Here is a 6,265-nt window from a genome sequence, read left to right on the forward strand (position 1 = left end):
GTGAAGCGCTAAAGTGAATTTCCAGCGCTTCAGTTTCAGCTTACTGCTTCAATTGAAATCGGGAACTAAACGCGACACCTCGAGGTCGTGCCAGCTGGGAGCCGTCTTCGGTCAAAATGCTGCTTGAGCGTGCGGAAAAGTTGGGGCTCCTCTGAACACGACACTTGTGTTGGCCTAACGGATTGCCACTAAATCTAGAAAGTGCTTGCACGAATCTGGCTGCTCGGGCAATAGTCTCGAAAAATAACGCGCGGTCACATAAAAAACGCGCCCACGGATCGGGGCAGACATGAGAGAAGTAGAACAGGATCTAGATATCGCCATCGGGCACTACGCGGAACTTCTCGCGTCGAACCTGCATGCTCAGCGCGCTGCACACTTCCCACCAGATGCAAAGAAGGTGATGCGCACTTTGACCAGCGGCGAAGCTGCTGAGCTCCTTGGCGTCGACCATACCTATCTTCGGAAGCTTCATCGAGAAGGAAAGATCGTTGACGTCGAGACGACGGCTGGAAGTCATCGCCGCTATACGCTCGACGATATCTGGGAAATCCGGCAGACGCTTGAAGGAAACGCAAAAAGGTCTGGAACTTACGTGCCTGGACGTCGCGACGGTGACGAGCTTCAAGTCATTTCAGTGGTGAACTTCAAGGGCGGAAGCGGCAAAACGACGACGTCTGCTCACCTCGCTCAGCGCTTGGCGCTCAAGGGGTACAGAGTTCTTGCGATCGATCTCGACCCCCAAGCATCTCTTTCGGCTCTTCACGGAATCCAGCCAGAACTCGACCTCATGGAGGGCGGAACCCTCTATGATGCCGTTCGCTACGACGATCCGGTTCCGATCTCTGAAGTGATCCGCAAGACTTACATTCGCGGCCTTGATCTCATCCCAGGCAACCTTGAACTCATGGAGTTCGAGCACGAGACGCCTGCTGCTATCCAGCGAGGCGGAGCGAAGGCGTTCTTCGCGAGAGTTCATGACGCACTCGATAGTGTTGAAGCGAACTACGACGTTGTTGTGATCGACTGCCCGCCGCAGCTTGGTTTCTTGACGATGTCAGCACTTTCCGCGTCCTCGGGCGTCCTCGTGACGGTTCACCCGCAGATGCTTGACCTTATGTCGATGTCCCAATTCCTGCGAATGACGGCGGATCTCCTGGGAGTAATCAGGGATGCAGGCGCAAATCTGCGCTTCGATTGGCTGCGCTTCTTGCCAACGCGATACAAAGTCGGCGACGCGCCACAAACCGAAGTCATCGCCTTCATTCGCGGGCTGTTTGGGAGGTCGGTCCTGACCAATCACATGGTTGAATCGACCGCAATTTCTGATGCCGGCTTGACCAAGCAAACGCTCTACGAAGCTGACAAGAGGGACTTCACGCGTCAGACGTTTGACCGTGCGATCGAATCTATGAACGCAGTGAACGATGAGATCGCTGAAATCATCCAGAACACATGGGGGCGGAATGGCAAGAAAGCCTAAACTTGGCCTGCCGCTGCAGACCCTTCGCAACGCTCCTGACGCTCTTGAAGGGCGCCGACTGCGTGGCGGTGTTTTTGAGATCGATCCGGCGCAGATTGTTACCGAAGGACGGTTGGATGACAGGCTTCAGATTGAAGTTGAGGGCCTGAAGAACTCTATTTCCAAGAACGGTCAACGTGTGCCTGTCTTGGTCCGCCCACTGGAAGGCGATCGCTACAACCTGATCTATGGCCGCAGACGCTTAGAAGCATGTCGCGAACTCGGTATCAAAGTTCGAGCCATCGTCACAGAGGTTGAGGGTAATCAAGCGCTTCGAGATCAGCTTCTCGAGAACCAAGAGCGTCGTGATCTGAGCTTTATTGAGCGTGCGCTCGTTGCGACGGCACTTCTGGACGGTGATCATTTGGAAGGGGCTGAGCGCACCAATCGAGGTGTCGCCGAAGTCCTTAACCTCCACGAGGCTGGGGTTTCACAACTCTTGAGTGTCGTTCGGACGGTCGGCGAGGAACTCATCCAGGCAATTGGTGCGGCTCCCGGGATTGGTCGCCCGAGATGGGAAGAGCTCAAAAAGGCTTTGGGTGCCTACGACGGTGATCGAGACCAACTGCAAGCCGTAGCTCATGCAGCCAAGTCCGAAAGTTCCGGCTCGGTCGATGAGGTTTCTGAGCGTGCGTTTCTCGCAGTTCTGGCAGCTGCGAAGAGCGCAGAGAAGAAAGCAAGCCCGTCTAGAAAAGGCGTGCCTGCTTTGGCGATCCCCGGTGTCGGAGCTGCGACGGTCAAGACCGGCCGCCAAGGCAAGCAGCTTAAACTCGATCTGACTGCGGATGAACCTGATTTTATCAGCTGGTTGGAGGGCAATGCCCCAAAGCTGATTACCGAGCTTCATGAGCGCTGGAAGCGTTCAGAAGACTGAGGAAGAGCAACCAACAAGAAGGAGGCACGATACAGGCAAAAAGAAAAAGGCCCCGAGAAGCTAGCTTCACGAGACCTTTGTAAGGTTTCGCATCGGGATCAGCCCGCTACAAAATCTCAGTTTTCGCACCTCTGAATGTAGCGTTCTGGCCCCTACCCCGCAAGCGCAAAGCGATTCGCGGGCCCTAGAATTTTTGTCTTCGTGAACATTTTCATGCAGTACACACCAATTTCGCCGTTTATGCGGCCGATTTCGCACGCCCATTTGCGCGTCATCGAGCGACCCGAGGCATCTGTTCCGGCCAGACCCGTTAACAAGTGGGAACTCCTGCGCGAGCTCTCCAAGGCGCAAGCGGCCTTTGGGGTCTCGGAACGTGATCTGACTGTTTTGCAGGGGCTCCTCAGCTTCTTTCCGGACGATGCGCTTGGCGGGAACGCCGAGATGGTCGTCTTCCCTTCGAACAAGGCGATCTGCGAGCGCCTGAATGGCATGCCGTGCTCAACGATGCGTCGTCACCTCGCGCGTCTCGTCGAGGCTGGCTTGCTCCAGCGGCGCGATAGCCCCAATGGGAAGCGCTACGTCCGTAAGCACGGCGAAGACCGCGTTGCCTTTGGCTTCGATCTTTCCCCGCTCTACTGTCAGTCCGAGGAGATAGCACGGGCCGCAGAGGCCGTACGTGAGGCTGAGGAGCGCGTCAGGCGCCTGAGAGAGGTCGTAACCCTCATGCGACGCGATCTCGCGGCCCTCGCCGAGTTCGGAGACGAGATGCAGCCAGGCCTAGGCTTCTGGGATCAGCTTCGCGACAAGGCTGCTCTCACAGCCCGCGCGCTTCGCCGCAAGCTTTCAATTGAGGACCTTGCGGCCTATCGAGCCGACCTTGAAGTTCTCCTTGACCAGGCACGCAACATCATTGATGGCCCTGAAACAGAAGAAATGAACACCAATGATGCCCATTCTGAGCGTCACCATCATAATTCAGATAAAGAATCTATAGATCTTGAACCTGCTTTAGAAAAAAGCGAGGCCGCGGCGGGTGTGCCAGATGTGGATACGAATGAGCCGGGGGCTGACGTTGATGAACAGGACACAAGACACCTGCCAAAGATCCCGCTCCACCTAGTGATTGCGGCATGTCCCTCGCTCAAGACCTTCTACCAAGGTGAGATCCGGCATTGGCATCAGCTCTTCGATGCGGCGTGCCATGTGCGGCCAGCCATGGGGATCAGTGCGTCTGCATGGGAAGAGGCACAGCGGTTCATGGGTCCGGAGCAAGCGTCGATCGTCGTTGCTGCCATGCTGGAACGCTTCGCCGACATAAGATCGCCTGGTGGATACTTGCGAGCTCTGACTACCAAAGCTGCGGCAGGCGAGTTTTCCTGTGGCCCAATGGTCATGGCATTGATTGGCCGGCGGAACGCGGCTTAACAGCTGTTAAACTCCGATCGCGTGCGGCTGGCATGGCATAACTTAACAGCTGTTAAGTAGGCTCTCGGCACACAAACGGTATTCGAGAGAGAAAAGTTAGGGGGTTGAGGGGTGGCGGTATTTGAGATCGTGAAAGTGGCTTTCGCCTTCGTCGCGGCGAAGATCTGATGACGAGGGCATCCCGATCATCATGATAAAACCTCAGCTGGTGACCATCGCTGCTAGTAGCGCAAAGGCGGCTAGCGAAGAACATACAGAGCGTTGCGCTGCAGCCAACCTAGCAGTTGCGCGCCTCCGCGGCCCCTGCCCTTTTCGATGTCTGTGATCTGATGATGAATACCCTCAACAATTGGCTCTACGCTATCCGGCACCTGCTGACGGCGATTTGGGTCCTGGCCTCGGATATTCGCTTGGCCTTCATCGGTGTTAATGCCTGAGAGGTAGGTCGTGGATGTCTGTTGCATTATATCGTGGCTACGGGCCGTAGCGCACAAGGAGCAGACGATCGATGGTTACCAAAACCGTTTGGCCAAGGGCTCGATCCTCGAATTCCCGCGCGCGGGGAAGGGGGACCCCGAAACTTCTCAGTCACTTCGATAATGGCGACATGGCCAGCGAGGCAATCGGCTACTCAAGCGCAGCAGCTGGTTGCCAGCGGTCCCGCGTTCCTCTGATTTGGTCGTAGTGGACGACGAGGACATCGCAGAACAGCGGTTGCAACTCAATCTCTTGATTTCATGACACCCGAACTCTTCAAAAGAGTGCTTTGATATTGGCTGCGGAATGATCTGATCCGTCCGATGGAGAAAAACGATTTAATAACAATAGGTTATTTCGTTTTTTGGTATTCGCGATGAGAAATCATGCCCATAACAGCCTTCATCGACATGATTTCCCTTTCCAGGGTGCCGATCCGCTACGTCGACGGGAAGCCAAAGCATCAGCACGCTTTACGAAGAAGTTGGCAGTTGCGGGCCGATTGAGCGATCTGGGCTTTCTCGTGAAGAAGGAACTTCCACAGGTCTAGCCGATGGGCCCTGTGGAAGTTCTGATCCCGTCGTACCAGTACAGTTCGGTGGCGGTTGGGTGTTTCATGGGTTTGGTCCACGAAAAGTAAAAGTGTTCTTCGGGTTTTGTGACTGACGGATGAGGGGCTTTGGGGTTCCTCGGACGGGTCCGGGCCGGGTTCCGGTCTGTCTTTCCTGATGAAGGGCATTCCCATGCAAACAGGTGTCTTGCGCGTGTTGCGCGCGACCGCTGCCTCGTGGTGGCGACACAAGGAACTGCGCCGAACCGGCCAGTCGGCGCAGGCGCGGCAGATCGAAGGCGAGACCGTCCTGCGTGATCTCGGCTATCTCAGGCAGGCGGCGACACTGTCAAATGCCCACGTGACCTGCGGTGAGGGCGGAACCTTCCTCCATCTCGGTTGGACCACCGTCTCGACCTTCGCGCCGATCGAGCGCTTTCCATTGGCCGCTCCAGCGGTCGCACGCGGGACGCCGTTCATCGATATCCGACCCGTCAACAATGTCATCGCATTCGCGAATCTGCCGCGGGTGGCGCGGGACGGATCTGTCGACCCTGACCTTTCAGGTGCCGGCAGGCCCGTCTCGCTGACCACTTACATCGACACGGTCGAGCGGCTCGGCGCGAGGATCGTCAACGATCCGCGGCCCCGTCAGTCAATCTGATCACCAATTCCTCTCACCAAAACTCGAAAGGAGGCCAGCCATGGCCCGATCACGCACGCCCAAATTCGATGCCTCCGAGGTCATCACAAACGAAATCATCCGCATCATCGAGCGCGGCGTCCTGCCGTGGCGCAAGCCCTGGACCGCAGGTGGCAGCTCCCGGCCATTGCGCGTGGGCGGTGAACCCTACCAGGGCGTGAACAACTTCCTGCTGACCATGCGGACCGTGATGGCGGGCCACAGCTCGCCCTTCTGGATGACGCTGCCGCAAGCTAATGCGTTGGACGCAAAGGTGCGCAAGGGCGAAAAGTCCTCTGTCGTCGTTTATTACGGACAAAGCCGGAAAGACGCGGGCGGCGAGGACGACCGCAGCGACGGTGATGATAGCTCCGAGGAAGCCCGCATCTTCCGCTTCCAGAAATCCTACCGCGTGTTCAACGCCTGCCAGATCGATGGCCTGCCCGACAGCTACTTCCCCGATCCGGAGCCGGTGCCCGAGCATCCGCCGTCCGAGCCCATCCCTCACATGCAGGCGTTTTTCGATGCTATCGACATCACGACCATCTTCACAGGAACGGAAGCCTATTATCTGCCACCCGTGGACAAGGTCTACATGCCGTCCATCACGCGGTTCCATGACCCGCGCAATTTCTACGGGGTTTGGGCGCATGAGCTGGCCCATAATGCCGCGCTCCGGTTTATGCCGCGCCGACCCTTACAACCTGTTGCGTTGCGGTTAGATCGGCGCAGCAT

5 protein-coding genes are annotated in these 6,265 nt (G+C 56.9%); all 5 read left to right on the plus strand.

Going from position 1 to position 6,265, the window contains the following annotated elements:
• Nucleotides 1-289 precede the first annotated feature (289 nt).
• Nucleotides 290-1,483, plus strand: coding sequence for a plasmid partitioning protein RepA (repA, locus tag O4H53_RS26705; protein ID WP_269367993.1), 1,194 nt, complete (start codon nt 290-292; stop codon nt 1,481-1,483).
• Nucleotides 1,467-2,396, plus strand: coding sequence for a plasmid partitioning protein RepB (gene repB / locus O4H53_RS26710; protein WP_269367995.1), 930 nt, complete (start codon nt 1,467-1,469; stop codon nt 2,394-2,396). Before repA ends, repB begins: the two co-directional genes overlap by 17 nt.
• A gap of 213 nt (nt 2,397-2,609) precedes the next feature.
• Nucleotides 2,610-3,821: a plasmid replication protein RepC gene (repC, locus tag O4H53_RS26715; protein WP_269367997.1), complete on the plus strand. Its 1,212-nt coding sequence runs from the start codon at nt 2,610-2,612 to the stop codon at nt 3,819-3,821.
• Between the two features lie 1,205 nt (nt 3,822-5,026).
• Nucleotides 5,027-5,512: a hypothetical protein gene (locus tag O4H53_RS26720; RefSeq protein WP_269367999.1), complete on the plus strand. Its 486-nt coding sequence runs from the start codon at nt 5,027-5,029 to the stop codon at nt 5,510-5,512.
• Between the two features lie 40 nt (nt 5,513-5,552).
• Nucleotides 5,553-6,265, plus strand: a 713-nt coding sequence (locus O4H53_RS26725) for an ArdC family protein (protein ID WP_269368001.1), incomplete at its 3' end; no start/stop codon positions are given.

It is taken from the genome of Sulfitobacter sp. G21635-S1, assembly GCF_027213915.1.
Taxonomy (GTDB): domain Bacteria; phylum Pseudomonadota; class Alphaproteobacteria; order Rhodobacterales; family Rhodobacteraceae; genus Sulfitobacter.

Bases quoted from the DNA above. Each gene is read 5' to 3' on its own strand.
- repC (WP_269367997.1), top strand. From the start codon at position 2,610: ATGCAGTACACACCAATTTCGCCGTTTATGCGGCCGATTTCGCACGCC.
- repB (WP_269367995.1), top strand. From the start codon at position 1,467: ATGGCAAGAAAGCCTAAACTTGGCCTGCCGCTGCAGACCCTTCGCAAC.
- O4H53_RS26720 (WP_269367999.1), top strand. From the start codon at position 5,027: ATGAAGGGCATTCCCATGCAAACAGGTGTCTTGCGCGTGTTGCGCGCG.
- repA (WP_269367993.1), top strand. From the start codon at position 290: ATGAGAGAAGTAGAACAGGATCTAGATATCGCCATCGGGCACTACGCG.